Genomic DNA, 25,159 nt, shown 5'->3' on the forward strand with positions numbered 1-25,159 from the left:
GGATCTGATCATGGTCGACATCCGGCTGGATGCGCAGTGGATCGACTACGCGATCATCGCGTTGTACTTCGTCTTCGTGCTCGGAGTGGGGTGGTACGCCAAGCGCGGCGTCTCCAGCTCCATCGAGTTCTTCCTCTCCGGCCGCTCGCTGCCCGCGTGGGTCACGGGCCTGGCGTTCATCTCCGCGAACCTCGGCGCGGTCGAGATCATGGGCATGTCCGCCACGGGCGCCCAGTACGGCATGCCGACGATGCACTACTTCTGGGTCGGCGCGGTGCCCGCGATGCTGTTCCTCGGCGTCGTGATGATGCCGTTCTACTACGGCTCCAAGGTGCGCTCGGTCCCCGAGTTCATGCGGATGCGCTTCGGCACCGGCGCGCATCTGGTGAACTCCATCAGCTTCGCCGTCGCGCAGCTGCTCATCGCGGGCGTGAACCTGTCGCTGCTCGCGACGATCGTGAACCGGCTACTGGGCTGGCCGATGTGGGTGGGCCTCGTGCTCGCCGCCGCCTTCGTGCTCTTCTACATCACGGTCGGCGGGCTCTCCGCCGCGATCTACAACGAGGTGCTGCAGTTCTTCGTGATCGTCGCGGCGCTGCTGCCGCTGACCCTGATCGGCCTGCACCGCGTGGGTGGCTGGAGCGGCCTGAAGGAGCGGGTCTCAGGTGACGGCATGCTCGGCGGGGAGCAGCTGCACACCTGGCCCGGCCAGGCCCTCTCCGGCTTCGACAGCCCCGTGCTGTCGGTGATCGGGATCGTCTTCGGCCTCGGTTTCGTGCTCTCCTTCGGCTACTGGACCACGAACTTCGTCGAGGTGCAGCGCGCGATGGCCTCGAAGTCGCTCACCGCCGCCCGGATGACGCCGATCATCGGCGCCTTCCCGAAGATGTTCATCCCCTTCATCGTGATCATCCCCGGCATGATCGCCGCCGTGCTCGTCGGCGAGCTCACCGAGTACAAGCAGCTCGACACCGCGGGCGACGCCGCCGGCGCGGCCGCCACCGGCGTGAACTACAACGACGCCCTGCTGCTGCTCATGCGCGACGTGCTGCCCAACGGCCTGCTGGGAGTCGCCATCGCGGGCCTGCTCGCCGCCTTCATGGCCGGCATGGCCGCGAACATCTCCGCCTTCAACACGGTGGTCTCCTACGACCTCTACCAGCAGTACGTGAAGCCGGATGCCCCCGACGCCCACTACCTGAAGGTCGGCCGCCTCGCGACCCTCGCCGCCTGCATCATCGCGATCTTCACCGCGCTCATCGCCGGCCAGTTCTCGAACCTGATGGACTACCTGCAGACCCTCTTCGGGTTCTTCAACGCGCCGCTGTTCGCGACCTTCATCCTGGGCATGTTCTGGAAGCGGATGACCCCCACCGCGGGCTGGACCGGCCTCGTCGCCGGCACCCTCTCGGCCGTCGCGCTGTGGGCCTCCTCCACCTTCTTCGGGCTGTTCGAGCTGCCCGGCCAGGGCCTCGCCTTCGTGAGCGCCGCGACCGCCTTCGTGGTCGACATCCTCGTCTCCGTGGTGGTCACGCAGTTCACCGCCCCGAAGCCCGTCCACGAGCTGAAGGGCCTGGTCTACTCCGAGACCCCGAAGTCCCAGCTCGTCGACCCCGAGGAGAAGGACCTGCCCATCTGGCGCCGCCCGGTGCCGATGGCCGGCCTGGGCCTGGTCCTCGTCATCGTCCTGAACATCGTCTTCGCCTGAGCCGGGATCACCAGGAGCACACCATGAACACGCACAAAGGCACGACCCCCGAGCCGACCGGCTCCCCCGACGTCCCCGCGGACGCCCACGTCGAGACCGCCGGCGCCTTCGACATCCGCACCTTCATCGGCACCCTGGTGGGGCTGTTCGGACTGATCCTCGTGGCGATGGGACTGTTCGCGTTCACGCCGCACGAGGCCGCGAAGACCGACGGGCTCAACGCCAACCTCTGGGCGGGCGTCGCCATGGTGGGCGTCGCGATCCTCTTCTTCGTCTGGGCGAAGCTCGACCCGATCCGCATGATCGTGCGCGAGAACGAGGACGGCGCCGAGGAGCCGAAGGACATCGCGGCCCTCTGACCGGTCGGGGCCGCGACCTCGGGCCCAGCATGCCCCCGCCGGGCGACGCCGAGGGGCAGACTGGACGGACCCGACGACGTTGGAGGTTCCCGTGCCCGACTTGCCCACCATCACCCCGGACCGCATCACCGACCTGCTGGAGCGAGTCCCGCGCAGCTCCTTCGTGGACGGCGGCTTCCTCGGCGGGACCCCGTCGCTGGACGTCATCGACCCCGCGACGGGGCTGCCGCTGCTCGAGGTCGTCGACGCCGACGCCGCGACCGTCGGCCGCCGAGCGCTGGACGCCGCCTGCGCCGCGCAGGAGTCCTGGGCCGCGACCCTGCCGCGGGAGCGATCGGAGATCCTCCGCCGCGCGTACGAGCTGTGCCACGAGCGGGCCGACGACCTGGCCCTCGCCATGACCCTGGAGATGGGCAAGCCCCTCGCGGAGGCGTATGGCGAGGTCACGTACGGGGCGGAGTTCCTGCGCTGGTTCTCCGAGCAGGCGGTGCGGCAGCCGGGCGGGTTCCGGCAGGCTCCCGCGGCGGACCAGGCGATCCTCACCCTTGCACGGCCCGTCGGCCCCGCCCTCGCGATCACCCCGTGGAACTTCCCGCTGTCGATGGGCACGCGGAAGATCGGTCCGGCGCTCGCGGCCGGATGCACCGTGGTGCTCAAGCCCGCGCAGGCCACGCCGCTGACGTCGCTGCTGCTGATGCGGATCCTGGCCGACGCCGGGGTGCCGGCCGGCGTCGTGAACTGCGTGGTCACCTCCGATGCTCGCGGCCTCTCCGAGACGCTGCTCGCCGATCCGCGGCTGCGCAAGCTGTCCTTCACCGGCTCGACCGCCGTGGGTCGGGCGCTGCTCGCGCAGGCCTCCGAGCATGTGCTGCGTACGTCGATGGAGCTCGGCGGGAACGCACCGTTCCTGGTGCTTCCGTCAGCCGACGTGGCGACCGCCGTGGAGGCGGCGATGCCCGCGAAGTTCCGCAACAATGGCGAGGCGTGCACCGCCGCGAACCGCTTCTACGTGCACGCGTCGGTGGCGGAGGAATTCACGGCGGCGCTCGTGGAGCGGGCGGCGGCGTTGCAGGTGGGGCCCGGGATCGACCCCGCGACGACGCTCGGCCCGCTCCTCGACGAGGCGGGGCTCGAGAAGGTCGAGGAGCTGGTCGCCGACGCGGTCGAGCGCGGGGCGCGGGTGCTGGTGGGCGGGCGCCGGCCGACGGCGGAGGAGCTGCCGGACGGCTGCGCGGGCGGGGCCTTCTACCTGCCGACGGTGCTCGCCGACGTCCCGGCCGACGCCCGCGTCACCAGCGAGGAGATCTTCGGGCCCGTCGCCCCGATCATCGTGATGGACGACGTGGACGCGATGGTCCGCGCCGCGAACGACACCGAGTTCGGGCTGATGAGCTACGTGATGGGCGAGGACCTCGGCGAGGTCACGGCCGTGGCGCGGCGGATCGAGGCCGGGATGGTGGCGGTCAACCTGGGCGTCGCCTCCGACGCGGCCGCGCCCTTCGGCGGGGTCAAGGAGTCGGGGCTCGGCCGCGAGGGCTCCCACGAGGGTCTCGCCGAATACCTCGAGACCACGTACGTGCGCCTGCCGCTCTGAGCTCGGCGTCGGCGACGGTCGGCCGGTCGCTCGTCAGCGGTCGCGGCGCAGGGGGTCGTCCTCGGTGAAGGGCTCGTCCTCGAAGGCGTCGACCGGCTCGTCGGCCTGTTCCAAGAGCTCCTGGCCATCAGGCAGCTCCTGCTCGGTGAGCATCTCGTCCCCGGCGCGATTGCCCTGCTCGGCGGCGGCCAGGTCCTCCTCGCCCAGCTCCGCGGGGACGTCCGCGGCGTCCTCGCTGCGCTCGGAGGCGTTCCGCTCCCGCTCCAGCTCCAGGATCCGGTCGATGTTCTCGGCGCCGTCGGGTCCGGTGGCGTCCTCGCGCGGGGTGCCAATGCCGTCCACGGCCGGGTCGTAGGGATTCTCCGTCATCGTGATGCTCCTTCTGGTGTGCGCTGCGGCGGGGGCCCGATGCGTCCCGCCAGGTGTCCCGACACTACGGGGTCGCCCTAGGTGGTGTCAGGCGCTCCCCTCCAGGGTCACGGTGCGGGTGGTGCCGTCGGCTCAGGCCGTGACCCATCGCGACCTCGTGGAACGTCGTCGGCACGAACTCCGCTGTGGCGCCCGCTCGCCGTGCCCCCTCGAGCGAGAGCTCGGCGCGCGGGTGCGGAGGTCGGGGCGCGTCCGTCGGCCGGGCCGACGGGCCGTGACCGGCGGGCGTCAGGCGCCCTGGTGCCCGCCGAAGTCGTCCGGGTTGCCGCCGCGACGACCCGCCTCACCCTTGTGCAGCGCGGTGATCGCGGCGATCTGCTCCTCGGAGAGCGTGACCTCGAGGGAAGCGAAGTTGGCGGCGATGCGCTCCGGAGTCACGGACTTCGGGATCACCACGTTGCCGAGCGCCAGGTTCCAGGCCAGCACCACCTGGGCGGTGGTGGCGCCGACTACCTCGGCGATCTCGGCGATCACCGGGTCCTCGAGCTCGCCGCCGCCCTGACCCAGCGGCGACCAGGACTCGGTGACGATGTTCTTCTCCGCGTGGTACTCGCGCAGTTCGGGCTGGTTGAAGTACGGGTGCAGCTCGATCTGGTTGATGACCGGCACGATCCCGGTGGCGTGCTCGATCTTCTCGAGGTCCTCACGGCGGAAGTTGGAGACGCCGATGGAACGGATGCGGCCCTGCTCGTGGAGCTCGGTGAGTGCCTTCCAGGTCTCGACGGCGAGGCCCTTGGACGGGGCCGGCCAGTGGATCAGGTACAGGTCGAGGACGTCGAGGCCGAGGTCGCTCATGCTCGCGTCGAAGGAGCGCAGGGTCGCGTCCCGGCCCTGGTCCTGGTTGGGGACCTTCGAGGTCACGAAGACGTCGTCCCGGGGAAGGCCCGAGCGTCGCAGCGCCTCACCGACGCCGGCCTCGTTGTTGTAGCCGCGGGCGGTGTCGATGTGGCGGTACCCGGTCTCGAGGGCGGTCACCACGACGTCGGCGGCCTCCTCGTTCGAGACCTGCCAGACGCCGAAGCCCAGCTGGGGGATCGAGCGGCCGTCGTGGAAGCTGAGGCGGGGAGAGACAGTCATGATGCTCCTTGGGTGGGAGGTCCGCGGCAGCTCCGCGGGCGGACGACGGGATCCAGGCTAGCGCTTGCCCGTGTGGTGCGGGAGAGAGGGTCGGACGGATCGGGGGATGGCGCGGTCAGGGACGGGTCCGGCGGTGCCGGCGGTAGATCGACGGGTCGGCGGTGGGGCCGGGTCAGTGCGACTCGCGCGGAACGTCCGATCCGCTCGAGCCGACGAGGAAGTCGAGGTCGGCACCGGTATCGGCCTGCAGGACGTGATCGACGTAGAGCCGTTCCCAGCCGCGCTCGGGACTCGCGAAAGCCGAGGTCATGGCCTCGGACGGAACTCGAGCGGCCAGCTCCTCGGCGCTGAGCTCGACGTCGAGCCTGCGGGCCGGCACGTCCAGCACGATCCAGTCGCCGGTGCGGACCAGGCCGAGGGGACCACCTGCGGCGGCCTCCGGGGCGACATGCAGGACGACGGTGCCGTAGGCGGTGCCGGACATGCGGCCGTCGCAGATGCGGACCATGTCCCGCACCCCCTGCTCGAGCAGCTTCGGGGGCAGCGGCATGTTCGAGACCTCGGGCATGCCCGGGTACCCCTTCGGCCCGCAGCCGCGCAGGATCATGACGGTGGAGGCGTCGACCTCGAGATCCGGATCGTCGATGCGGGCGTGGAAGTCCTCGATGCTGTCGAAGACGAGGGCCCTCCCCCGGTGCTGCAGGAGCTCGGGCGAGGCGGCGGCGGGCTTGATGATCGCGCCGTCGGGGGCGAGGTTCCCCCGGAGCAGCGCGATGCCCGCGTCCTTCTGGAGCGGCGCGCTGCGTGGGGTGATCACCTCGGGGTCCCAGATCTCCGCACCGTCGAGATGCTCGACCAAGGGCCGGCCCGTGATGGTGAGCGCCTCAGGATCGAGCAGGTCCTGCACCTCGCGGAGCACCGCGAGCAGGCCACCGGCACGGAAGAGGTCCTCCATGAGGTGCCGGCCCGCGGGCTGCAGGTCGACCAGCAGCGGCACCCTCGCACCGATCCGGTCGAAGTCCTCGACGCTCAGCTCGATGCCGAGTCGTCCGGCGATCGCGAGGAGGTGCACCACGGCGTTGGTGGAGCCGCCGATCGCGGCGAGGGCCACGATCGCGTTGTGGAAGGAGCCCTTGGTGAGGAAGGACGACGGAGTGCGCCCCTCGCGCACGAGGTCCACGGCGAGACGACCGGTGAGCTGGGCCGCCTCGTTCAACCGGGCGTCGGCCGCGGGCGTGCCGGCGATCCCGGGGACTATCGTGCCCAGCGCCTCGGCGACCAGCGCCATCGTCGAGGCGGTGCCCATCGTGTTGCAGTGACCGGCGCTGCGGATCATCGCGGACTCGGAGCGGGTGAAGTCCTCCTGGGAGAGGGTCCCCGCCCGAACCTCCTCGCTGAGCTTCCAGACGCCCGTGCCGCACCCGAGCCGTTCCCCCCGGAAGGTGCCGTTGAGCATCGGTCCGCCCGGGATCACGACCGCCGGGATGTCCACGCTCGCCGCGGCCATGAGCAGGGACGGGATGGTCTTGTCGCATCCGCCCAGGAGGACGACGCCGTCGACGGGGTTCGCACGGAGCATCTCCTCGATGCTCATGGCGGCCATGTTCCGCCAGAGCATCGCCGTGGGTCGCACGTTGGTCTCGCCGAGCGAGGTGACCGGCAGCTCGAGGGGCACTCCTCCGGCCTCCAGCACGCCGTTCTTCACGAACTGGGCGACGCCGGTGAGGTGCGCATTGCAGGGGGTGAGGTCGCTCGCGGTGTTCGCTATCGCGATCTGGGGGCGGCCGCGGAAGGCGTCGTCGGGCACGCCGCGCCGCATCCAGGCCCGATGGATGTAGCCGTTGCGGTCCTCGCCCCCGTACCACTGGCTGCTGCGGAGCTCCATTGCCGTTCCCCTCATCATCGATCGGGCCTACGCTCGGAAACATCATGGATCCTATGTCATTTCGGTCCGGCGCCTCGAGGGGTCCGGCGGTCGGGATGGCGTTCGAGGGGGAACGACGATGCGCGCACTGGTGATCACGGGGCCGGGTCGGGCCGAGGTGCGGGAGGTCGACCCGCCCACCGCCGCCCCCGGCGAGGTCGTGGTCGAGGTGGAGCGCGCCGGGATCTGCGGCACCGATGCGGAGATCTTCAGCGGCCACATGTCCTACCTCGAACAGGGGGTCTCCCGCTTCCCGATGCGGATCGGGCACGAGTGGTGCGGACGGGTGAGCGCCGTCGGCACCGGCGTCGATCCGGAGTGGCTGGACCGGCGGGTCATGGGAGACACCATGCTCGGCTGCGGATCGTGCCGACGCTGCCGCCGCGGCCATCAGCACGTCTGCGCCGCGCGCGAGGAGGTCGGGATCCGCGGAGCCCGCGCCGGTGCCCTCGCCGAGCAGCTCGCCGTGCCTGCGAACTCGTTGCACGCCCTGCCGGATGCGGTGGGACCGACGTCGGGGGCGCTGGTCGAGCCGGGCGGGAACGCGCTGCGCGCCGTGCAGGGCGCACCGCTGTCCGACGGGGACTGCGTGCTGATCATGGGACCGGGGACGATAGGCCTGCTCAGCGCCCTCTTCGCCCGCGCCACGGGGGCCGAGGTCCATGTGCTGGGCCTGCCAGGCCCGCACCTCGAGCTCGCGCGCACCCTCGGCCTCGATGGGGTCTGGGACGACGCGACGCTGCCCGATCTCCCCTGGGACGCGGTGATCGACGCGGCGGGCGCCCCGCTCCTGCCCGCCCGCGCCGTGGAACTCGTCGAGCCCGGAGGCCGGGCGGTGTTCATCGGCCTTGCCGGCACACCGACCCCGGTGGACTCGCGCGAGCTGGTCCTCGCGGACGTCACGGCGGTCGGAGTGCTCAGCGCCTCCCCCGCCCTCGAGGAGACGATCGCGGCGTATGCCTCGGGCACCGTCGACCCGTGCCCGATCGTGGGCAGCACCATCGCGCTGGAGGAGGTCCCGGACGTCCTCGCCGCGACGCCGGGACGCGGGCGGGAGGGCGCCGAGCCGCGCCGCGGACCGACGACCGCGCCGGCGAGGCCACGCGGCCCGAAGGTGCACATCGACCCTCACGTGTGACGCGGCGCGCGCCGGGCGCTCTGAGCGCGCCGTGTGCTGGCTGATCTGAAGGGACATCGGCGCCATCATGCCCGCTCGAGCGCGCCAGGGGAAGGGTTCTCGGCGATCGATTGCACGAACGATTCCTCCTCAGAGCATGGTTTTCCACAATGGACTGATATACGGCTCATATGTCGCACCCAACCGGTATTAAGCGGGGCGCGCACGTGCTGCGCGATCACCCGTCGTGGCACCCTCCGCTCGGAGATGTCGGGGCGTCCTGCGTGCCGCAGAACGTCCATGGCCTGGGCGTCTGGTGCGCTGACCATCGCGTCGACGTCCCCGCTCCCGCGCGCATCACCACCGACTCCGCCGCCCTGAACCGCCAGGAGGTTCCCGCCCGCGGCGCGAACCGTTCCTCCCCACTCTCGGTTTTCCACATTTTCATCCCCATGTTCGCGCAGGGGTTCCCTCACCCTCAGGCATCGAATAGCGTTGTCACATCTCCCCGGAACTCCGGGGGCGTCGACGGCGAGATGGGACGGGGGTTTCCAGGACATGTCCGCAGTGATGACCGCAGAGCTCCCCCGCGAGCTGAGGCCCTGGCCCGTCCGCGCCCGCCGGCGCCTCACCCCTGAGGCCGTCCGGGCCTCTGCGCTGGTCGACAGCGCGCACGAAGCCGACCCGGTCGTCACCGCGCACGCGCAGCAGGCCGTGACCATCCATGACACCTCTCGGGAGCGGACCCGGCTCTACGCGCGCCAGCTCGCGGAGGTCGCGCAGTTCCTGCGGGAGGACCCTGACGTCAGCGACCCGAGCGACGCTCTCGACCTGATCGCGATGAAGCTGGCCACCGCCCTGCGGGTGTCCGCCTCCCAGGCGGCCGGCAGGGTCCGGGACGCGCACCGCGCCGTCACCGTCATGCCGGGCACCTTCGAGCAGCTGGCCACCGGGGACCTCCCGGAGGACTGGCATCGGACTCTGCTCCGGCGGCTCGCGGGCATGAGCGATGCGCAGGCCGCCGCGATCGACGCCGTGGTCGCGACCTGGGAAGTCGCCTCCATCTCGCGCTCCCAGTTCGATCGGCATCTCGGTCTCGCGATCAGCCTCACCCTCTCCGAGGTCCCGGAACCCGCGCGCACGCCGGAGCGGGACGTGTCCGTGCAGATCGGCCCTGTCCCCGAGGGGACGGCGACTCTCTCGGTGACGGGGCCGATGCTGGAGATCCTCGCCCTGTCGCATCGGCTCGACGCCGCCGCGCGCACGGTCCAGGCGGCCCAGCGCAAGCAGCTCGCCGAGCAGCCCGGGGAGGCAGTTCCCTTCGACCCGGACGGCACGGCGCTGGAGAACGGTCGGGCCCTATCCCTCGCGACGCTGCGCTATCTCGTCCTGACCCACTCCTTGCTGCACCACGAGCCCGTCGAAGCTCCCCGGACCGCGTTCACCCTCTTCGTGACCGCCCCGGCCATGACCCTGCTCGGTGCGAGCGACGCCCCGGGGATGCTCGAGGGCCGCACTCCGATCCCCGCGGACCAGGCCCGCTTCCTGGCCGCCGGGCAGCCGGAGTGGCACCGCCTGCTCACCGACCCGATCAGCGGCGCGTACCTCGACGCTCCCACCACGAGATACACGCCCACCGCGGCCCAGCGCACACAGCTCCGGTTGAGACATCCTGTCTGCGCGGCGCCGGGCTGCACGCATTCCACGGTTCTCGCCTCCGAGGACGACCACATCGAGGAGTTCGACCACCGGGACCCGGCGCGTGGAGGACCGACCACGCTCGAGAATCTCCATCGCCTCTGCTGGCGACACCACCAGCTCAAGACAGCCGGGCGCCTCGATCCCACGCGCGAGGCCGGGGCTGCCCCCGACCGGTCCGCCGCCGGGCCCTCCGATCCACGCGCCTGCCCGGGCGTGGGGACCGGCCCTCGCGAACTGCGTCGTCGAGAACCCGCCGTCACCCGGTGGACCCTCGACGGAGCCCACACGTCCTGGACCCTCGAGCACACCGACATGACCACCCCTCTTCTCGCCGCGACGCTCGAACGACGCTGGGCGGAGCACCTCGCGGAGCGGGCGGCCTCGGCGGCGCGGGCGGGTGCCCTGCCCCGGGACGGCGGAGCGGTGGGCCCCTGCGAGTCGGTCTGCCCGTCCGATCCCGGGCCACCACCGTTCTGAGCGACCCGGCCTCGGCCGCCGCGCAGATCGGGGGTCAGGCCAAAGATCAGCCTGGAACTCAGGCCGGGGCGCAGACCCCGAGGGAGACCGGGCGGCTCGAGGGATCGGACTGCAGCCAGCGCTTCAGTTCGACGGGGCGCACGTCGTGGTCGTCGAGGCGGTCCAGTGACAGCCACTCGGTGCCGTCCTGGCCGGCGTCGGGATCGGTGCCGACACCCGGCTCCTCCCCCTCGGCGAGGTCGCACCAGTACGCGATGTTCACCTGATGGAACAGCGGGATGGGAGCGCCGTCTCGATAGCGGCGCTCGGTGAGGATCTCGAACAGGCAGGCGATCTGATGCACCTCGACCGTCGCCCCGATCTCCTCCCGGCACTCGCGGATCAGCGCCGCGACCTGATCCTCTCCGTGCTCCTGACCTCCCCCGGGCAGGGCGAGCACCACGTGCCCGTCCGCATCCGTATAGCGATTCATCAGCACCTGGCGATCGCGCACCACCAGCGCCTTCACCCCGACCCTCGGACCCCTCACGCGGTCTCCCCCTCCAGCAGCTCTCCTGCGCACCGGCGCAGCTCGTCCTCGTCCTCCGCCTGCAGCAGCCGCCCCACGGCATCCTCCGAGCGGAGCACGCCCATCAGCCGCTGCAGCGCCCGCAGATGCGACGCCGCGTCGGTCAGCAGCGGCATCGCCACGATGCGCACCCCCACGGTGCCCTCGCCGCCCATCTCCCCGAAATCCACGGGGCGGGCGAGCGTGGCGAGGGCCAGCCCCGGCCGACGCACCAGCGCCGGATCGGCATGCGGGATCGCGGTCGGGATCGGCGTCGGCAGGCCCGTCGGGTACTGCCGCTCCCTCTCCCGCAGCGCCTCCGGGAAGTCGACGGTCACCGCCCCCTCCTCCAGCAGCCGCGCGGCGAGCGAGCGGAGCGCATCCTCCGCATCGCCCACCTCGAGGTGCGCCACCACCACGATCAGCTCCAGCTCCTCGGCCATGCCGCCTCCCTCGTCGTCGTCACGGATTCTGTCACCCCGGTGCGTAGGCTGGGCCGACCCGCCCAGAACGAGGAGTCCCGCATGCCCGCACCCCGCGACACCTCCGTGATCGTGCGGGCCGCCCGCCTGTACTACGAGCAGGGACGTTCCCAGACAGAGGTCGCCGCCGAGCTCGGCCTCTCCCGCTCCAACGTCTCCCGCATCCTCACCCAGGCTCGGGACCGGGGCATCGTCGAGATCAGCATCCACGACCCCGAGGGTCCACCGCGCCGGGACGACGCCCTCGAGGCCTCCCTGCGCGCCGCCTTCGGCCTGCAGGAGGCGTACGTCGTCTCCGCCCCGCGCACCTCCGCGATGGAGTCGGTCGCACGACAGGGTGCCGCCGTGATCACCGACCGCGCCGCGCAGGTCTCGAGCCTCGGAGTCTCCTGGGGGCAGACGGTCCAGAACGTGGTCGCGGAGCTCGAGACGCTCCACCTCCGGCCCCGTCCCCGGGTCCTCCCGCTCGTCGGCGGCCACAGCGCCCTGGACCAGTTTGACTCCGGCGACTCGGTGCTGCGCGTCCTCGCCTCCCGCCTCGGATCGCGCCCCGAGACGCTCTACGCCCCCGCCATCCTCGAATCCGCGACGGCGCTCGCCACACTGCGCGCCGAGTCCAGCATCGGCAGCGTGCTGGCCGACGCCGCCCGCGTGGAGCTGGCCGTGGTCGGCATCGGCTCCGCGGGCATGCACTCCTCCCCGCACATCGTCGAGCTGATGCGCCTGGACGACGCCGAGCGGGCGGCGTTCGACGCGCAGCAGCCCGTGGGCGATGTGTGCGGGCGCTTCGTCAACGCCCACGGCGAGCCGCTCGGCGCCCCCTCGGATCAGCGGGTCCTCGCGGTCACCTTCGACCAGCTGCTGCGCATCCCCGAGGTGCTCGGCGTCGCCGCCGGTGCGGAGAAGGCTCCCGGTGTGCTCGGCGTGCTGCGCAGCGGCGCGATCGACACCGTGGTCGTCGACACCGACCTCGCGCGGGAAGTGCTCTCCCGCCTGTGATCAGTCGCGGCCGGTCAGCAGCCGGCCGAAGCGCTCGGTCAGCTCACGATCCACCGGCAACTCCGTCTCGTCCAGATGCGTGAGCGGAGCGGCGAGACGGCTCGAGGAGAGCAGCCACGCCGCGTCGGAGCCGGCGACGTCCGCGACCGTCATCAGCTCCTCGCGGGCCGACCGTCCCTCGGCCCGCAGAGCTTCGAAGAGAGTGCCGACGCTGGTCCCCGGCAGCACACCGGCGCTCACCGGGGTGGTCAGGAAGTCCTCGCCCCGGCGGACCAGGAGGGTCGAGGTCGGCCCTTCGAGGACGTACCCGTCCGAGGCCACGAACAGGACGTCCCGGGCTCCGCGGCGCACCGCCTCGCGGGTCGCGGCCATGTTCACCGCATAGGACAGCGACTTCGCGCCGGCCAGCAGCCAGGGGCTGGTCCGGGGCGCGGTCGTGGCCAGTCCCCTGTCCAGGGTGATCACGCGCATCCCGGCGCGATGGGAGGACCAGTCGTCGGCCGCGCGGGCGTGGACCCAGGCGGTCGGCTCGCCGGAGCCCTCCACGCCGCGCGAGACGATCACCCGCACGGTCAGCTCCGCGACCGGGTCGTGGGCCGCGATCGCCGCCTCCATCGCCGCGGAGAGCTCCTCGCGCGCGGGGAGCGGCAGATCCATCATCCGGGCGCTGCGCTGGAGGCGGTCCAGGTGCGGGCCGACGTTCACGGCGCGCCCGTCGAACACGCCGATGGTCTCGAAGACACCGTCACCGCGGGTGGCCGCGAGGTCCGTGACCAGCAGGGCCGGGGCGGCGGGATCCGCAGGACGGGAACCGGGGACGAGGATCAGGACGGGGCTGTGCGCGGACATGCCGACCAGCGTAGACCCGTCAGGATCGGCCGATGTCCCCGCCGATCGAGGCGGCGCCGCCGCCGGAGCCCATGGCGTCGCCGATCATCGCCATCAGCCGCTCGAGGAGCGACATCCCGGAGTCCTCGCCCGGGGCCTCGATCCGCCCGGCGAAGACCGCGCCCGAGCTGGAGTCCTCTCCCGCCACGATGCCCTGCCCGCCGATCGCGCGGCCGTGCGCGACGGGGCCCTCATCGCCGGAGGCGGCCGAGTCCGACCCGGCGCCGCCTCCCGCACCGCTGCCGCCCGCACCGCTGCCGCCGCCGGAACCGCTTCCGCCGCCTGCTGCATCCCCGCCGCCCGAGCCGCCACCGCTGCCGCCGCCCGCCGACTCGCCGCCGCCAGCCGCTCCCTGCTCGCCCGAGGCCGCGGCTGCCGCCACGGGAAGAGGCTCCTGGCCGAGCTGATCGCCGAGGGCCGCGCCGAGAGCGAGGCCGCCGCCGAGGGAGCCGAGCAGATCGGTGAAGGCCTGGCCCAGCGCGAGCGCCCGGGTGAGGAGCTCGGCGAGGAGTCCGCCGAGCAGCGACGCGCCCAGCAGTCCACCGAGGAAGTCCGCACGACCCTCCGGGGTGGAGAGCGCCTCGCGGAACATCTCCTCGAGCGCCGCGGCGACCGCCCCCGCGATCACGCCCTGGGCAACCCCCGTCGCACCGCCCAGCACCCCCCGCAGGAGGGCCTCGGCCGCCTCCCCGAGCGTCCGCGCCAGGTCCGCCGCGAAGGAGTCGCTCGCGCTCGAGGCGGCGTCCTGCTCGTCGGCGTGCTCGATCAGCCGGCGCGCCTGCATCCGCAGATCGATGCCGAGGTCCTGCAGCCCGGGACGCACGCGAGAGCTCCAGTCGGCGCGGAACTCGTCGGCGTCCTCCCCGATCCACTCGACGTCGTCGACGACACCGCTCAACAGCGACTCGAGGTCCTCGAGGACCGCCGCCCGCCTCGCCCAGATCGACCCGATCGTGCGCAGCGCCTCGGTGTCCGCGCCCAGGAATGCGCTCATCGTCGCCCGTCCCCCTCAGCTCTCCCCCGTTGACACGCTCACGGTAAGCGGCGATCCGCCGCCGAGGCGATGGGGAGGACTCCCCACCCTCAGGGGAGCAGGTCCCGCACCCACCCCGGCAGCGACTCCGCCCCGCGCCGCGCGTCGGCATCCGGCCCCACCCACGCGACCGCGGCGAGCACGGCCGTCAGCCGCTCCGCCAGCGCATCGATCCGTTAGGCGCCGGTGGCGAAGTCCCCACCGATCCGCCGCACCTCGTGGACCGCGCGGGTCAGCCCCCGAGCAGGACCACCGCGCGGCCTCCGGCGCGCCAGGCGACGTGCAGCTCGAGCGGGTCGCCGGGCACGTCGGCCTCCATCAGGTCGACGCGGGCGCCGACGGGGGCCTCGCGCAGGTCGGCGACGGCGAGCGCGCCGGCCGGCAGGTCCGGGACCGCGGAGTCCGACGGGGACCGCAGCGGCACGTCCAGCTCCGGGTCGGGATCGGCGAGTCCGAGGACCTGCGTGAACAGGTGATCGTTCATGAGCTGCTCGGCGGCCTCGTCGCGCTCCTCGCCCTCGAGCGCCGGGTCGAGCTCGGCGAGGGTCGCGGCGAGCGCGTCCGCGAAGCGCTCCAGGTAGGTGCCGAGATCCGGGGCGACGAGATGCAGGGCGAGGTCCTCGCCGATGCCGAAGACGGCACCGGGCGCGCCCTCCTCGTCGAGGGTGAGGATCACGGCGGCCTCGGGCGTCTCGAAGAGGGGGTAGAAGGTCGCCGCGTCGCCGAGCAGCGTGTACGGGCCGACGTCGGTGCGGTCCTCGACGAGCAGGGTCAGCAGGGTCTGTTCGCGCAGCACGATGCCGCCGAACTCGTCGACGATCTGCTCGAGCGCCGCCGGTGGGTTCGCGGCGACCTCCTCCTCGGTGACCGCGAGGCCCGGCAGCAGGGTCACGTCCCGCTCATGGGTGCGGGCGAGGGAGGTGAGGCGGTCCAGGACGGGGCGGACCGAGAGGATCGGCAGCAGCGGGGAGGTGTTCACCGCGCCATCGTGGCACAGAGGACGGCAGACACAGCCTCCCCCGCCTCCTCGATCTGCTCCGCGGTGACGTCGCCGCCGAGGGTCAGGCGCACCGCGGACTGCGCCAGCTCCCGGGGCAGCCCGAGGGCGAGCAGGACCGGGCTCGGCTCATCGCTGCCCGCGGCGCAGGCGGAGCCGCTCGAGGCGATCACCCCGCGCCGTTCGAGGTCCAGCAGCACCGACTCCCCGCTGCGGCCCGGCACGCAGAAGGACAGGTGCCCCGGGTGCCGCGGCGCCCGCGGACCGGTGAGCATGCAGCCCGCGGCGAGGACCCGCTCGAGCAGCGCGTCCCGCAGCGGGGTGATGCGGGCGACGCGCTCGGCGCGCTCCGCCTCGGCGAGCTCCAGGGCGACGGCGAGCGCGACGGCGAAGGCGACGTTCTCGGTGCCGGAGCGTCGGCCGTTCTCCTGCCCGCCGCCGTGGACGAGGGGCTCGACGGGCAGTCGCCCGCGGAGCATCGCGAGTCCGCTGCCCTTGGGCGCGCCGACCTTGTGCCCGGCGAGGGTGAGCGCGTCGACGCCGAGCCCGCGCAGGTCGAGCCAGCCGGCGGCCTGCACGGCATCGGTGTGGACGAGCGCGCCGGCCTCGTGCGCGATCGCGGCGAGGGCGCGCACGTCGGTGATCGCCCCGATCTCGGTGTTGGCGAGGGCGAGGGAGACGAGGGTGGTGTCGGGACGGAGGGCGGCGCGCAGGGCCGACGGGGTGATCGTCCCGTCGGGTGCGACCTCCACCTCGGTGACCGCGAAACCGTGGAGTCGGCGCAGATGGTCGACCGACTCGCGGACCGCCTCGTGCTCGAGCGGGGAGGTGACCAGGTGCCTCCCGCGCGGCGAGCCGACGGCGAGGCCCTTGATCGCGAGATTCGCGGCCTCGGTCCCGCCCGCCGTGAACACGATCTCGTGGCGGCGCACACCGAGCACCCGGGCGGCGCGGGCCCGGGCGTCCTCGAGTCCCGCGGCGGAGGCCTCCCCCGCGGCATGGTGCGAGGAGGGGTTCGCGAACACGCCGGTGAGATACGGCCAGGCCGCCTCGAGGGCCTCGGAGCGCACGGGCCCCGCGGCGGCCGCGTCGAGGTAGACGGTGCTCACGCCCGCACGTCCATGTCCAGCCCCAGGTCGAGGCTGCCGGCGGAGTGGGTGAGCGCGCCGGAGGAGATGACGTCCACGCCGGTCAGGGCCACGTCGCGGACGGTGTCCAGCATGATGGTGCCGGAGGCCTCGACCACGGCGCGGCCCGCGATCAGCGCGACCCCGGTGCGGAGGTCCGCGAGGGAGAAGTTGTCGAGCATGATGACGTCGGCCCCGCCCGCGAGCACCGGTTCGATCTGGTCGAGGCGATCCACCTCGACCTCGAGGCGGACCATGTGCCCGAGCCGCGTCCGGGCCGCGCGCAGTGCCTCCTCCACGCCGATCCCGGACCGGGCGAGGACGGCGAGATGGTTGTCCTTGGCCATCACCCCGTCGGAGAGGGAGAAGCGGTGGTTGACCCCGCCGCCGCAGCGCACCGCGTGCCGTTCGAGGACCCGCAGCCCCGGCGTGGTCTTCCGCGTGTCGGTGATGCGGGCGCCGGTCCCCTCCACGGCGGCGACCAGGGCAGCGGTGAGGGTCGCGGTCGCGCACATCCGCTGCAGCAGGTTCAGGCCGACCCGCTCGGCCTGGAGCAGGGCCCGGGCGGGTCCGGTGACCTCGGCGAGGACCTCCCCGGCCGCGAAGCGGTCCCCGTCGGCCGTGCGCGGGACGACCTGCACCGAGGGGTCGGTGAGGGTGAAGGCCGCGGCGAACACGTCGATCCCGGCGAGCGTCCCGGGCTCGCGGGCGACGAGACCGGCGGTGGCGGTCGCCTCCGCGGGGACGAGCAGCTCCCCGGTGAGGTCGCCCCAGGGGGCGTCCTCGGCGAGGGCGGCGCGGACGACGGGGTCGATGAGGGCGGGGGTCAGCATGCGGGGGCCTCCAGGCGGGCGGGTCGGCGGGCGGCGGCCAGCAGCAGCCGGCCGAGCAGGAGCAGGTTGCGGTCCTCGACGGACCGCCGGTCGGTGGGATCCGGGGCGGTCCAGTCCAGGAGGCGGGGTCGTCCCTCGCCGCTGCGGAGCGGCCCGGCGTGGGACCACATCTCCTCCTGCAGGGTGCGACGGGTCCAGGCGGGGTCGGTGCCGCTCTCCCGCGGCGGGGAGCTCGGGCCGGGAGGCGACGCCGACGAGCGGGGGGTGGCGAGGGCGGACTCGGCGGCGCGGGCACCGAAGACGGCCCCCTCGAGCAGGGAGTTCGAGGCGAGGCGGTTCGCACCGTGCACTCCGGTGCAGGCGCATTCCCCCGCGGCGAGCAGGCCGGGCAGGGAGGTGCGGCCGTCGAGGTCGGTGCGGATCCCGCCCATCCAGTAGTGCGCGGCGGGGGTGACGGGGATCGGCTCCCGGCCCCAGTCGAGGCCCTCGGCACGCACGGCGGCGTCGATCGTCGGGAAGCGGGCGGCCAGGAAGTCGGCCCCGAGGGCAGTCGCGTCCAGCAGCACCGGCGCACCGTCCTGCGCGGCCATGGTGCGGGCCATCGCGCGGGCGACGACATCTCGGGCGGCGAGCTCGTCGACGAAGCGCTCGCCCCGCGCGTCGCGGAGCACCGCCCCCTCCCCGCGCACGGCCTCGGAGACGAGGTGCGCGCCGGGGGTCGCGGTGGGGTGGAACTGCACGCGGTCCAGGTCGGCGAGGACGGCCCCCGCCCGGGCCGCCGCGGCCACGCCGTCCCCCGTCGCGGTCAGCGGGTTGGTGCTGCGGGAGAAGAGATGGCCGGCGCCGCCGGTGGCGAGGATGACAGCGTCCGCCCGCTGCTCGACGAGCACGCCGTCGGGGCCGAGCAGCACGGCGCCGACGACCCGTCCGGCCCGGACGACCAGGTCCACGAGCACGGTGTGCTCGCGCACCTCGACGCGGCCGTCGAGCGCCGACTGCAGGGCGGCCTGGATCGCGGCGCCGGTCGCGTCGCCGCCCGCGTGGAGGATGCGGTGGCGGGAGTGGGCGCCCTCGAGGCCGAAGCCCGCGTCGAAGACCACTCCCCTATCGACGAGCTCGGCGATGACGCTCGGCGCCGCCTCGCAGAGCAGGCGGATCGCGGCGGGGTCGCCGAGACCGCCACCCGCGGCGAGGGTGTCGGCGGCATGCGCGGCGGGGCTGTCGGCCGGGTCGATCGCGGCCGCGATCCCGCCCTGGGCGCGGGTTGTCGCCCCGTCGGCGAGCGCGCCCTTCGACACCAGCAGCACCTCGGTGCGTCCGGCGAGGCGCAGCGCGGCGGTGAGCCCGGCGATGCCGGAGCCGATGACGAGGATGCTCATGGCCGGGCCGCGAGCATCCGCTCGAGGGCGAGGCGGGCCGGTGCGGCGACCGACGGGTCGACGGTGATGCGGTTGACGACCTCGCCGCGCAGCAGCGACTCGAGGGTCCAGGCGAGGTAGCCGGGGTGGATGCGGTACATGGTCGAGCAGGGGCACACCACGGGGTCGAGGCAGAAGATCCGATGCTGCGGGTTCTGGGCGGCGAGGCGCTGGACGAGGGTGATCTCGGTGCCGATCGCGAAGGTGGTCGGTTCGCTCGCGCCCTCGATCGCGCGGCGGATCACGTCGGTCGATCCCGCCTCGTCGGCCGCGTCGACGACCTCCATCGGGCACTCGGGGTGGACGATCACCCGCACGCCGGGATGCTCGGCGCGGGCGCGCTCGACCTGGGCGGGGGTGAAGCGCTTGTGCACCGAGCAGAAGCCGTGCCAGAGCAGCACGCGGGAGGCGCGGATCTGCTCGGCGGTGTTGCCGCCGAGGGACCGGCGCGGGTTCCACATGACCATCTCGTCGAGGCCGACGCCCATCGCGCGGGCGGTGTTGCGGCCCAGGTGCTGGTCGGGCAGGAAGAGGACGCGGCGGCCGCGGGCGAAGGCCCACTCCAGGACGGTCCGCGCGTTCGAGGAGGTGCACACGATCCCGCCGTGGCGACCGACGAAGCCCTTGATGGCCGCGGAAGAGTTCATGTAGGTCACCGGGATGACGTCGTCCGTGATCTCGCCGAGCTGCTCCCAGCAGTCCTCGACCTGGTCGATGTCCGCCATGTCCGCCATCGAGCAACCGGCGGCGAGGTTGGGCAGGATCACGGCCTGCTCGGGGCGGGAGAGGATGTCCGCGGTCTCGGCCATGAAGTGCACGCCGCAGAAGACGATCGCCTCGGCCTCGGGGTGCGCGGTGGCGGCGGTCGCGAGCTGGAAGGAGTCGCCCACGTAGTCGGCGTGCTCGACGACCTCGTCGCGCTGGTAGAAGTGCCCGAGGATCACCACGCGGGAGCCGAGGGCGGCCTTCGCGGCGCGGATGCGGTCCGCGAGCTCCTCCTCGGAGGCGGTGCGGTACTCCTCGGGGATCTCTCCCTGGCGCGGGGCGCCGAGCGGGATGCGGTCGCCCATCGAGGCGCCGGGCCCGTAGCCGGGGTCCTCGCGGTCGATCACCCAGGGATCGGTGAGCAGACGGGTGGAGCAGGAGGTGGCCGTGGTGGTCGGCAGGGCAGTCATGGTCGGGGAACCGTTCGGTAGAGGCGGGCGGGACGGTGGCGGCCGCCGGTGCGGAACTCGTCGGTCGCGACGAGCTGACCGGAGGACTCCATCTGGCGGCGGAAGTTCGCCGGGTCGAGGGGGCGCTGGAGGACGGCCTCGTGGACGCCGCGCAGCTCCGCGATGGTGAAGGTGCGGCCCAGGAAGGACGCGGCGATCTGCGAGTACTCGACCTTGTTGCGCAGGCGCCAGAGGGCGTACTCGACGATCTCGGCATGGTCGAAGGCCAGCTCGGGCAGCTCGTCGGCGAGGAACCACTTCACGTTGACGGCGCCGGCGACGGTGTCCTCGGGGCGCACCAGGGCCCAGTAGACGATCGAGACGGTCCGCTCGGCGTCCCCCGTGGCCCGGTCCAGACCGCCGAAGGCGTACAGCTGCTCGAGGTAGTCCGGGGTGAGTCGGGTGGTCTCGCGCAGGGTGCGGCTCGCGGCGGCGGCGAGGTCCTCCCGATCGTCGAGGGGGCCGCCGGGGAGCGCCCAGCGGCCCTGGTGCGGGGCGCGGATGCGGCGCACGAGCGGGAGCCAGAGCGCGAGCCGCCGGGTGGTGGGGTGCGGTCGCAGCGCGAAGATCACCGTGGAGACGGCGAGAGCGGTCACGTCGGGGACACCTCCTGTTAAAGTCACCATCACCTTTACTGGTGCCGACGAGCCTAGGGTCACGATGACCAGAAGTAGCAGGGGTGGCGCGGGTCTCGTGATGCGGGTCACAGGACGGATGACTCTAAGTCCCGTGTCAGGATGTGCCGCATGGGACGCGAGATCGGCTCGACCGAATACACCCGCGGGCAGCGCACGCGCTACCGCCACGACCTGCGACGGAACCTCGACCTCTTCGAGACGTTCCTGGACACTGCCGAGTTCGTCGACGAGGGCACGATCGGGGTCGAGCTCGAGCTGAACCTCGCCGACGCCACCACCATGGCGCCCTCGCTCACGGCCGACGAGGTTCTCGCCACCCTCGACGACGAGGGCTTCACGCACGAGATTGGCCGCTACAACGTCGAGGCGAACCTCCCGGTCTCGATCCCGCACGGCAACGGCCTCGCCGACCTCGAGCGGGCCCTGCAGGCCCGGCTCGACCAGGTCGACGCCGCCGCGCGCGAGCACGGCGCCCGCGCGATCCCCGTCGGCCACCTCCCCACCATCACCGAGGAGCTCTTCGCGGGCGAGGACTGGCGCGCCCCCGGCCACCGCTACGCGGCCCTCGAATCGAGCGTTCTCGAGGCGCGCGGCGAGGAGATCGCTCTGCGCATCAACGGCGAGGGCCGGGGGCTCGAGGCGAGCTTCGACTCGATCGCCCCCGAGTCCGCGTGCACCTCCCTGCAGCTCCACCTGCAGGTCCCGCCCGAGCAGTTCGCCGCCGCCTGGAACGCCGCGCAGGCCATCGCCGGCCCGCAGGTCGCGCTCGCCGCGAACTCGCCCTTCCTGCTGGGCAGGCGCCTCTGGCACGAGACCCGCGTCCCCGCCTTCGTGCAGTCCCTCGACACCCGGCCGCCCGAGTACGCGGCGCAGGGTGTGCGCCCCCGGGTGTGGTTCGGCGAGCGCTGGATCACCTCGATGTTCGACCTCTTCGAGGAGAACGTGCGGCTGTTCCCGGCGCTCATCCCGGAGACGCGGCAGATGGCCGAGGAGCCCCTGCTGACCCCGGGCGCCTCACCCCGGCTGCACGAGCTGATGCTCCACAACGGCACCGTGTGGCGCTGGAACCGGCCCATCTACGATCCGGGCACCGACGTCCCCCATCTGCGGCTCGAGAACCGCCTGCTGCCCGCCGGTCCGACCCCCGCGGACATGGCGGCGAACGCCGCGTTCTTCTACGGGATCCTCCACTCGCTGGTCTTCGAGCGGCGGCCGCTGTGGTCGCGGATGAGCTTCGAGCAGGCGGCCGACGCCTTCGAGCAGTGCGCCCGCTGGGGCCTCGAGGCGCGGATCCGCTGGCCCCGCGTGACCGGCCGCGTGCGCGTCGCCGATCTGCTCCTGGACCAGCTGATCCCGCAGGCCATGGAGGGCCTCCGGGATCTCGGCGCGGACGCCGACGTGGTCGAGCGCTATGCGGGGATCCTCACCGGCCGCGCGCGGACCGGGCGCAACGGCGCCCGCTGGCAGATCGACACCGTCACCTCCCTCGAGGTGCGCGGCCTGGATCGGCCGACGGCCCTCGCGGAGATGACGCGGAGGTACCGAGCGGGGGTGGACTCGGGCGATCCGGTGCACGAGTGGCCGGTGCCGGCGCGGACGCCCGCCGTCGGGGCCTGACGGGAGTCCACGATCCGTCCACATCGCGGGATGCCGTCTCAAAGCGCAGTACCCTGCGAGACATGACCACCACCGCCCCCGCGCCCGCCGAGACGGCGCGCGCCTCCGAGGACCGCTCCGCGCGCATCGCCGTGACAGTCTTCCCCGCCCTGATCCTCCTCGCCGCCGCGATCGGCTTCTTCGCCCCGTCGGTGGGCCAGGCCCTCGCCCCGCACACCAGCATCTACCTGGGCGTCATCATGTTCGCGATGGGCCTGACCCTGACCGCTCCGGACTTCGGCCTGGTCCTGCGCCGCCCGCTGCCGGTGCTCATCGGCGTGGTCGCCCAGTTCGTGATCATGCCGCTCATCGGCCTCGGCGTGAGCATCCTGCTGCAGCTGCCGCCGGAGCTCGCCGTCGGTGTGATCCTCGTGGGCTGCGCCCCCGGCGGCACCAGCTCGAACGTCATCTGCTACCTGGCGAAGGCGGACACCGCGCTCTCGGTCACGATGACCTCGATCTCGACCCTCCTGGCCCCGCTGCTGACCCCGGTGCTCACCCTGTGGCTCGCCGGGTCCTACCTCCCCGTCGACGCGGGCGCCATGGCGCTGTCGATCGTGAAGATGGTGCTCGTGCCCGTGATCGGCGGCCTCGTGATCCGCCTGGTCGCCGGGAAGCTCGTCGACCGGATCCTGCCGGCCCTGCCCTGGATCAGCGTCGCGGGCATCTCGCTCGTGGTGATCGCCGTGGTCTCCGGGTCGACCGAGGCCATCGTCTCCGCCGGCGCGATCGTGCTCCTCGCGGTCGTGCTGCACAACGGCCTCGGGTACCTGCTCGGCTACTGGGCGGCGCGACTGCTGCGCCAGGACGTCCGCGCGGCCCGCACCACCTCGATCGAGGTGGGGATGCAGAACTCGGGACTCGCCGCGACCCTCGCCGCGAGCGCCTTCTCCCCCGCCGCCGCGCTGCCCGCCGCGATCTTCTCGATCTGGCACAACCTCTCCGGCGCCATGCTCGCGCTCTACTACCGGCGCACCGCCCGCTGAGCAGCACGGGGAGTCCTCCCCATGGCGCTTCGGCGCCCGGTGTCGTTGACTGGTCCCACTCAGCATTCCGTCCCCCGAGGAGGCCCCCGATGTATCCGACCCCGCCCGCTCCGCAGCCCAAGAGCCGCACCGGACTCTGGATCGGTCTCGCCTGCGGCTGCATCGCCCTGCTGGTCCTCGTGGTGGGCGGCGTCGGCGCCGGCATCTGGTTCATGAACCGCGGAGAGGATCCGGATCCGACGGGCCGGGAGACGACCTCCGAGGAGGAGACCACCTCGGACGAGGAGACGACGGACGAGGAGACGACCGCGGAGGAGACCACCGAGGAGGAGACGACGGCGGCCGAGGAGGTCACCGTGACCCTCGCGGTGATGGACTCCGCGGAGGGCAACACCCTCACCACCGACGACGGCGACCAGACCAGCACCAACGGCAAGTACGTGGGCGTCTACATCTCGCTGTACAACGAGGGCGACAGCTCGGTGAGCTTCGCCTCCTCGGACTTCACCCTGTACGACGCCGACGGCTCCCCGTACGCCCCGATCTACGGGAACTTCTCGTCCTCCGGCCCCGAGGTGGCCGCGGGCGAGGAGCAGTACGGCTGGATCTACGTCGACGTCGCGGAGGACGTGACCATCACCGAGATCGCCTACACCGACGCGGTCGGCACCCTCGGCGAGGAGATCCGCCAGCCCGTCTCCTGATCCCGGATCCTGTCTTCCCAGGGAACGGACAGCACCATTGCAGTGCGCTCCAGGGAGCGCCGTGTTCACTGATCCCATCGCGTCACCGGAGGGACCGCCGACTGAGGAGGAAGCAGGTCCCACACCACCGGCGACGCGGGGGAAAGGGATGGCCCCGGCTCGTGGGGACGAGCCGGGGCACCTTTTTGTCCGGACCCTGCCCGCCCGTCACCCCCTCGGCGCAGACGGGGGCGATGACGACCACTCCCGATGACGCCGAGGCCACTCTCCACCGCTATCTCCGCGAGGCGAGCGACGCGCTCGTCTGGAAGACGGAGGGCCTGTCCGAGCGGGATCTCCGCCTGCCCCGCACCCCCACCGGCACCACCCTGCTCGGACTGGTCAAGCACGCCGCGAACATCGAGGCCGGGTACTTCGGGGAGACCTTCTCCCGTCCCCTCCCCGCGCTCGCGGGGCTCGAGGACGTCGCCGCGGTCGACGCGGACCTGCAGGCGGACTGGGTCGCGCGAGCTCGCCGACCGCTTCTGAGCCCCGGGACCCGCCGTCAGCGCCGCAGGTCGATGCCGAAGACGCGGCGGATCTGGGCGACCGCGTGGCGGGTGAAGCGCCGGTCCGACGGTGTCGAGGCGAAGGGCACGGCGAGGCCCGGGTGCTCGGGATGGGTCACCCGGCCGTGGGTCGAGCCGGGGGTGACGACGAACCCCGCCTCCTGCAGCCGGCGCAGCAGCTCCCGGCGCGAGGTGGGATGGCGCGTGCCGCGGCCGCCGCGGGCGCTCGGCCCGGCCGCGGTCTCGGCGATGTCGAGGGCCGGCTCGTACTCCTCGGGTCGCACCGAGAGGGCGTAGCGCGCGGAGAACAGGCCGATCACGGCGTTGTCGATGCGCCGCACCTGCACCACCAGGTCTCCGCGCAGGAAGTGATCGCTCGCCCCGGCGTCCGCGGACCAGGCGTCCTCGGGATCCGCGACCGCGAGGACCAGCCGCTCCTGGGTGACGCCCGCGACGCCGACGGTGCGGACGGCCTCCTCGTCGAGGTGGAGCGGCGGGAGGACCGGGAGCGGTGGCTGGGGTGGCTGCGGCTGTTCCGCCTGCGGCGGTGCCTGTTGTGGTTTTGGTGTCGGCTTGGTCGGCGGGCTCCAGTTCACCGGGGTGACGCGGCGCGCGGGATCCACGCGCCCGCGCAGGGCGCGGGGCGTGGGACGGGGCGGGGTCGCGGGCATCAGCACGATGGTGGCACGCCGTAGGGTGTGCG

General features: G+C 72.8%; 23 protein-coding genes and 1 pseudogene. 10 read left to right on the forward strand and 14 right to left on the reverse strand.

The features are described 5' to 3' along the window. Positions 1-10: 10 nt before the first annotated feature. The 3 genes from ACZCAH_RS05105 (at position 11) to ACZCAH_RS05115 (ending at position 3,661) form a co-directional block, all read left to right on the forward strand. The gene (locus ACZCAH_RS05105) at positions 11-1,708 is read left to right on the forward strand and encodes a sodium:solute symporter family protein (RefSeq protein ID WP_464340043.1); all 1,698 of its coding nucleotides are present in this window, start codon (positions 11-13) and stop codon (positions 1,706-1,708) included. Between the two features lie 23 nt (positions 1,709-1,731). Continuing rightward, positions 1,732-2,067 carry a hypothetical protein gene (locus ACZCAH_RS05110; protein WP_464340044.1) on the forward strand — a complete coding sequence of 112 codons (336 nt, stop codon included), beginning with the start codon at positions 1,732-1,734 and terminating at the stop codon, positions 2,065-2,067. A gap of 91 nt (positions 2,068-2,158) precedes the next feature. Next, complete coding sequence (locus ACZCAH_RS05115; RefSeq protein ID WP_464340045.1) at positions 2,159-3,661, forward strand: NAD-dependent succinate-semialdehyde dehydrogenase; 1,503 nt, start codon at positions 2,159-2,161, stop codon at positions 3,659-3,661. Between the two features lie 33 nt (positions 3,662-3,694). Here ACZCAH_RS05115 and ACZCAH_RS05120 read toward each other — a convergent pair whose 3' ends face one another. The 3 genes from ACZCAH_RS05120 to ACZCAH_RS05130 form a co-directional block, all read right to left on the reverse strand. Next, positions 3,695-4,030, reverse strand: coding sequence for a hypothetical protein (locus ACZCAH_RS05120; RefSeq protein WP_464340046.1), 336 nt, complete (start codon positions 4,028-4,030; stop codon positions 3,695-3,697). A 288-nt stretch (positions 4,031-4,318) separates the two neighbouring features. Continuing rightward, complete coding sequence (locus tag ACZCAH_RS05125; RefSeq protein WP_464340047.1) at positions 4,319-5,167, reverse strand: aldo/keto reductase; 849 nt, start codon at positions 5,165-5,167, stop codon at positions 4,319-4,321. Between the two features lie 172 nt (positions 5,168-5,339). Next, positions 5,340-7,052 (reverse strand): IlvD/Edd family dehydratase, encoded by a 1,713-nt coding sequence (locus ACZCAH_RS05130; protein WP_464340048.1) that lies wholly within the window; start codon positions 7,050-7,052, stop codon positions 5,340-5,342. A 118-nt stretch (positions 7,053-7,170) separates the two neighbouring features. Between ACZCAH_RS05130 and ACZCAH_RS05135 the strand changes: the two genes are divergently transcribed. Together ACZCAH_RS05135 and ACZCAH_RS05140 are read left to right on the forward strand one after the other, a co-directional pair. Further along, positions 7,171-8,229: a zinc-dependent alcohol dehydrogenase gene (locus tag ACZCAH_RS05135; RefSeq protein WP_464340049.1), complete on the forward strand. Its 1,059-nt coding sequence runs from the start codon at positions 7,171-7,173 to the stop codon at positions 8,227-8,229. A 549-nt stretch (positions 8,230-8,778) separates the two neighbouring features. Next, positions 8,779-10,386 carry an HNH endonuclease signature motif containing protein gene (locus ACZCAH_RS05140; protein WP_464340050.1) on the forward strand — a complete coding sequence of 536 codons (1,608 nt, stop codon included), beginning with the start codon at positions 8,779-8,781 and terminating at the stop codon, positions 10,384-10,386. Between the two features lie 58 nt (positions 10,387-10,444). On the opposite strand, the gene ACZCAH_RS05145 is transcribed toward ACZCAH_RS05140, so the two are convergent. Beyond that, positions 10,445-10,915 (reverse strand): NUDIX domain-containing protein, encoded by a 471-nt coding sequence (locus ACZCAH_RS05145; RefSeq protein WP_464340051.1) that lies wholly within the window; start codon positions 10,913-10,915, stop codon positions 10,445-10,447. Beyond that, positions 10,912-11,376 carry a PTS sugar transporter subunit IIA gene (locus tag ACZCAH_RS05150; protein WP_464340052.1) on the reverse strand — a complete coding sequence of 155 codons (465 nt, stop codon included), beginning with the start codon at positions 11,374-11,376 and terminating at the stop codon, positions 10,912-10,914. Before ACZCAH_RS05150 ends, ACZCAH_RS05145 begins: the two co-directional genes overlap by 4 nt. 81 nt (positions 11,377-11,457) lie before the next feature. Here ACZCAH_RS05150 and ACZCAH_RS05155 point away from each other — a divergent pair, with 81 nt between their 5' ends. Then, positions 11,458-12,414, forward strand: a complete 957-nt coding sequence (locus tag ACZCAH_RS05155; RefSeq protein ID WP_464340053.1) for a sugar-binding transcriptional regulator — start codon at positions 11,458-11,460, stop codon at positions 12,412-12,414. Here ACZCAH_RS05155 and ACZCAH_RS05160 read toward each other — a convergent pair whose 3' ends face one another. From ACZCAH_RS05160 to ACZCAH_RS05195, 8 genes are all read right to left on the reverse strand, one after another. Beyond that, complete coding sequence (locus ACZCAH_RS05160; protein WP_464340054.1) at positions 12,415-13,263, reverse strand: aminotransferase class IV; 849 nt, start codon at positions 13,261-13,263, stop codon at positions 12,415-12,417. A 19-nt stretch (positions 13,264-13,282) separates the two neighbouring features. Continuing rightward, positions 13,283-14,296 (reverse strand): hypothetical protein, encoded by a 1,014-nt coding sequence (locus ACZCAH_RS05165; protein ID WP_464340055.1) that lies wholly within the window; start codon positions 14,294-14,296, stop codon positions 13,283-13,285. Positions 14,297-14,567: 271 nt separating this feature from the next. Next, complete coding sequence (locus tag ACZCAH_RS05170; RefSeq protein ID WP_464340056.1) at positions 14,568-15,314, reverse strand: hypothetical protein; 747 nt, start codon at positions 15,312-15,314, stop codon at positions 14,568-14,570. Beyond that, entirely contained in the window at positions 15,311-16,441 is a 1,131-nt protein-coding gene (locus tag ACZCAH_RS05175; protein ID WP_464340057.1) for a cysteine desulfurase family protein, read from the reverse strand. The genes ACZCAH_RS05170 and ACZCAH_RS05175 overlap by 4 nt, the downstream gene beginning before the upstream one ends. Beyond that, complete coding sequence (gene nadC / locus ACZCAH_RS05180; protein WP_464340058.1) at positions 16,438-17,292, reverse strand: carboxylating nicotinate-nucleotide diphosphorylase; 855 nt, start codon at positions 17,290-17,292, stop codon at positions 16,438-16,440. Before nadC ends, ACZCAH_RS05175 begins: the two co-directional genes overlap by 4 nt. Beyond that, positions 17,286-18,671 carry an L-aspartate oxidase gene (locus ACZCAH_RS05185; RefSeq protein WP_464340059.1) on the reverse strand — a complete coding sequence of 462 codons (1,386 nt, stop codon included), beginning with the start codon at positions 18,669-18,671 and terminating at the stop codon, positions 17,286-17,288. The genes nadC and ACZCAH_RS05185 overlap by 7 nt, the downstream gene beginning before the upstream one ends. Then, positions 18,668-19,885, reverse strand: a complete 1,218-nt coding sequence (gene nadA, locus ACZCAH_RS05190) for a quinolinate synthase NadA (protein ID WP_464340060.1) — start codon at positions 19,883-19,885, stop codon at positions 18,668-18,670. Before nadA ends, ACZCAH_RS05185 begins: the two co-directional genes overlap by 4 nt. Continuing rightward, the gene (locus ACZCAH_RS05195) at positions 19,882-20,520 is read right to left on the reverse strand and encodes an NUDIX hydrolase (RefSeq protein WP_329750289.1); all 639 of its coding nucleotides are present in this window, start codon (positions 20,518-20,520) and stop codon (positions 19,882-19,884) included. Before ACZCAH_RS05195 ends, nadA begins: the two co-directional genes overlap by 4 nt. Before the next feature lie 150 nt (positions 20,521-20,670). On the opposite strand from ACZCAH_RS05195, the gene ACZCAH_RS05200 reads away from it, so the two are divergent. The 4 genes and pseudogenes from ACZCAH_RS05200 to ACZCAH_RS05215 form a co-directional block, all read left to right on the forward strand. Continuing rightward, complete coding sequence (locus ACZCAH_RS05200) at positions 20,671-22,179, forward strand: glutamate-cysteine ligase family protein (protein WP_464340061.1); 1,509 nt, start codon at positions 20,671-20,673, stop codon at positions 22,177-22,179. Between the two features lie 62 nt (positions 22,180-22,241). Further along, on the forward strand, positions 22,242-23,204 hold the full coding sequence (locus ACZCAH_RS05205; RefSeq protein WP_464340062.1) for a bile acid:sodium symporter family protein: 963 nt from the start codon (positions 22,242-22,244) through the stop codon (positions 23,202-23,204). An 89-nt stretch (positions 23,205-23,293) separates the two neighbouring features. After that, on the forward strand, positions 23,294-23,908 hold the full coding sequence (locus ACZCAH_RS05210; protein WP_464340063.1) for a DUF4352 domain-containing protein: 615 nt from the start codon (positions 23,294-23,296) through the stop codon (positions 23,906-23,908). A 233-nt stretch (positions 23,909-24,141) separates the two neighbouring features. Further along, positions 24,142-24,396, forward strand: a pseudogene (locus tag ACZCAH_RS05215) (mycothiol transferase); the annotation flags it as partial. Positions 24,397-24,452: 56 nt separating this feature from the next. On the opposite strand, the gene ACZCAH_RS05220 reads toward ACZCAH_RS05215, so the two are convergent. Continuing rightward, positions 24,453-25,127 carry a hypothetical protein gene (locus ACZCAH_RS05220; protein WP_464340064.1) on the reverse strand — a complete coding sequence of 225 codons (675 nt, stop codon included), beginning with the start codon at positions 25,125-25,127 and terminating at the stop codon, positions 24,453-24,455. Positions 25,128-25,159 lie beyond the last annotated feature (32 nt).

This window comes from Brachybacterium sp. B718/18 (assembly GCF_055454375.1).